This is a genomic window from Romboutsia sp. 1001713B170207_170306_H8 (genome assembly GCF_015550495.1).
In the GTDB taxonomy this organism is placed as follows: Bacteria; Bacillota; Clostridia; order Peptostreptococcales; family Peptostreptococcaceae; genus Romboutsia_E.
In genome coordinates this window covers 1-3,245 of sequence record NZ_JADNAX010000026.1, presented here as the reverse complement: position 1 = coordinate 3,245, position 3,245 = coordinate 1, and the positions used below count along the sequence as shown (strand labels likewise).

4 protein-coding genes are annotated in these 3,245 nt (G+C 32.8%); all 4 read left to right on the top strand.

Annotated features, from left to right (window positions below):
* A partial coding sequence (locus tag I2A66_RS16590) for an oxaloacetate decarboxylase subunit alpha (RefSeq protein WP_195252026.1) occupies nucleotides 1-1,398 on the top strand: 1,398 nt, incomplete at its 5' end.
* A gap of 16 nt (nucleotides 1,399-1,414) precedes the next feature.
* Complete coding sequence (locus I2A66_RS16585; protein WP_147515776.1) at nucleotides 1,415-1,690, top strand: OadG family protein; 276 nt, start codon at nucleotides 1,415-1,417, stop codon at nucleotides 1,688-1,690.
* Between the two features lie 91 nt (nucleotides 1,691-1,781).
* Nucleotides 1,782-2,129: a biotin/lipoyl-containing protein gene (locus I2A66_RS16580; protein WP_207734804.1), complete on the top strand. Its 348-nt coding sequence runs from the start codon at nucleotides 1,782-1,784 to the stop codon at nucleotides 2,127-2,129.
* A 28-nt stretch (nucleotides 2,130-2,157) separates the two neighbouring features.
* On the top strand, nucleotides 2,158-3,245 hold a 1,088-nt coding region (locus I2A66_RS16575), incomplete at its 3' end, for a sodium ion-translocating decarboxylase subunit beta (protein ID WP_195252025.1).

Genomic DNA, 3,245 nt, shown 5'->3' with positions numbered 1-3,245 from the left:
AGTAAGTTAAAAATAACTGAAACTGCTTTAAGAGACGGACATCAATCTTTAATGGCAACTAGGTTAAAAACAGATGAAATGATACCTATTTTAGAAACGATGGATAAAGTAGGATACTACTCAATGGAAGTTTGGGGTGGAGCAACATTTGACTCTTGTATAAGATTCTTAAATGAAGATCCATGGGAAAGATTAAGACTTATAAGAAAGCATGTTAAAAATACAAAGTTACAAATGCTACTTAGAGGACAAAATCTTTTAGGTTATAGAAACTACGCTGATGATACAGTAGAAAAATTTATAGAATTATCTATAAAAAATGGAATTGATATAATAAGAGTATTCGATGCATTAAATGATGTTAGAAACTTAGAAGCATCAATGAAAGCCATAAAGAAATATAATGGACACTGTCAATGTGCAATATCTTATACAACAAGTCCAGTACATACTACTGAGTACTATGTTGAATTAGTTAAAACTATGGAAAATATGGGTGCTGATTCTATATGTATAAAAGATATGGCAGGGGTACTTACACCATACAATGCATATGACTTAATAAAGAAATTAAAAGAAGCAACTGATTTGCCTTTAGAGCTACATACTCATTGTACAGGTGGTATAGCTGAAATGTTATATATGAAAGCTGTTGAGGCAGGTATAGATATAATCGATACAGCAATATCTCCATTATCTGGTGGTACTTCTCAGCCTCCAACTGAATCTTTAGCAATAGCTTTTGCTGAAATGGATAGAAATCCAGAATTAAATATGGAAGCTTTACTTGAAGTTGCAGAGTACTTTAAGCCAATAAGAGATAAGTATATGGCCGAAGGCGTACTTGATGCAAAGGTTTTACTAACAGATCCTCAAACATTAAAGTACCAAGTTCCGGGAGGAATGTTATCTAACCTTTTATCTCAAATGAAGCAACAAAATGCTGAAGATAAATATGAAGATGTACTTAACGAAGTACCAAGAGTTAGAAAAGACTTAGGATACCCACCACTTGTAACACCTTTAAGTCAAATGGTTGGAACACAAGCTTTATTCAATGTTTTAACAGGAGAAAGATATAAGTTAGTTCCAAAAGAAATAAAAGACTATGTAAAAGGATTATATGGTAAGGCTCCTGCATCAATAGATGAAGAAATTAAAAAGAAAATAATTGGAGATGATGAAGTAATAACTGTAAGACCTGCTGATTTAATAGCTCCTGAATTTGAAGCTATGAAAAAAGAAGCTGGTGAATTAGCTAAGACTGATGAAGATGTATTAGCTTATGCATTATTCCCTCAAGTAGCTCCAAAGTTCTTAGAATCTAAGTACAATGAATGTGCTACAACTGAAGAAGTTGATGAAAATGCTATACAATATATAACAGTAACTATGTAGAGAATAGGTGGTAAATATGAATATAACATTTATGGATGGTATATCTATCACAATATCAAGTATGACAATCGTTCTTTTAACTTTAGCTTTAATAGCTGTAGTACTTAGCTCATTTAAAGTTTTATTTAAAGAAAATAAAAAAGAAGAAGTTAAACCGGTTACTACAAATACAGTGGTAGATGATAATGACGAAGAAGAAAGATTAGTAGCTTGCTTAACAGCATCTATAATGGCTGGAAATGGAAAGTTAAATCCAAACCTTCATATAAGAAGTATAAAAAGAGTAAAGTAATAATTAACTTACACTAACATGATTATAAAAAATATAAAAAATTAAAATCGAAATTATAAAATTATTTTTATGAAATGAAAGGGAGATTAAAATGAGTATAAAAGCTTATAACATAACATTAAACGGAAAAGTATATCAAGTTGAAGTAGAAGAAGTACAGCCAGGACAAAAGCCAGTTCAAACTGCTGCTCCAGCTCCTAAAGCAGCTCCAGTTTCAAATGGTGCTGGTGAAGATATAACTGCTCCAATGCCAGGAAGCATGTTCAACATATTAGTTAAAGAAGGACAAGCAGTTAAAAAAGGTGACGTAGTAGCTATACTTGAGGCAATGAAAATGGAAAATGAAATAATAGCTCCAGTTGATGGAACTATATCAACTATACATGTTGAAAAAGGACAAAACGTAAATCTTGGAGATGTAATATTAAAAATAGCATAGTATCAAAAAGCTAGAGGAGGAAGATGACATGGGTCAAATGTTAATGGATTTCGTAATGGAATCAGGGTTCGCACAAATGAACATTAAACAAGTAATAGTCATAGCTTTAGCATGCTTTTTCTTATACTTAGCTATTAGCAAAGGTTATGAACCATACTTACTTATACCAATAGCAACTGGTATGTTACTTGCAAATATGCCAGGTGTTGATTTAATGAAAGCTGCACATGATGGTGATAAAGGTGGATTATTCTACTATCTATATCAAGGTGTTAAACTTGGTATTTATCCACCACTTATATTCTTATGTATCGGAGCTGGAACAGATTTCGGTCCAATGATAGCTAATCCTAAGACAATGTTACTTGGAGGAGCTGCACAATTTGGTGTATTCTTTGCATTCTTAGGAGCGATAGCTCTTGGATTTACAGGACCACAAGCAGCATCTATAGGTATAATAGGTGGTGCAGATGGACCAACAGCTATACAATTAACTGGTGCGCTAGCTCCAGAATTATTAGGTACAATAGCGCTAGCTGCTTATTCTTATATGGCACTAGTACCAGTTATACAACCACCAATAATAAAAGCTTTAACTACTAAGGAAGAAAGAGCTATAAAAATGGAACAAACTAGAGTTGTTACTAAAAAAGAAAAGATAATATTCCCAATAGTAGTTATGATAATAGTTATAGGATTATTACCAACAGCAGCACCACTTGTAGGTATGTTAATGTTTGGTAACTTAATAAAAGAATCAGGATTAGTTCCTAAATTAGTAGAAACTGCTCAAAGTTCTTTAATGTATATAGTAACTATATTACTTGGATTATCAGTTGGAGCAACAACTAATGCAGATACATTATTAAGTGCTCAAACTTTAGGTATAATAGCAATGGGACTTGCTGCATTCTCAGTAGGTACAGCAGCAGGAGTTTTAGGCGGAAAGTTAATGTGTAAATTAACTAAAGGAAAAGTTAACCCAATGATAGGTGCAGCAGGAGTTTCAGCAGTACCAATGGCATCAAGAGTTGTTCAAAAGGTTGGGCAAGAAGAAAATCCTTCAAACTTCTTATTAATGCATGCTATGAGTCCAAATGTAGCAGGTGTTATAGG

Coding starts and splice junctions, on each gene's coding strand:
- I2A66_RS16585 (WP_147515776.1), top strand. CDS start 1,415: ATGAATATAACATTTATGGATGGTATATCTATCACAATATCAAGTATG.
- I2A66_RS16580 (WP_207734804.1), top strand. CDS start 1,782: ATGAGTATAAAAGCTTATAACATAACATTAAACGGAAAAGTATATCAA.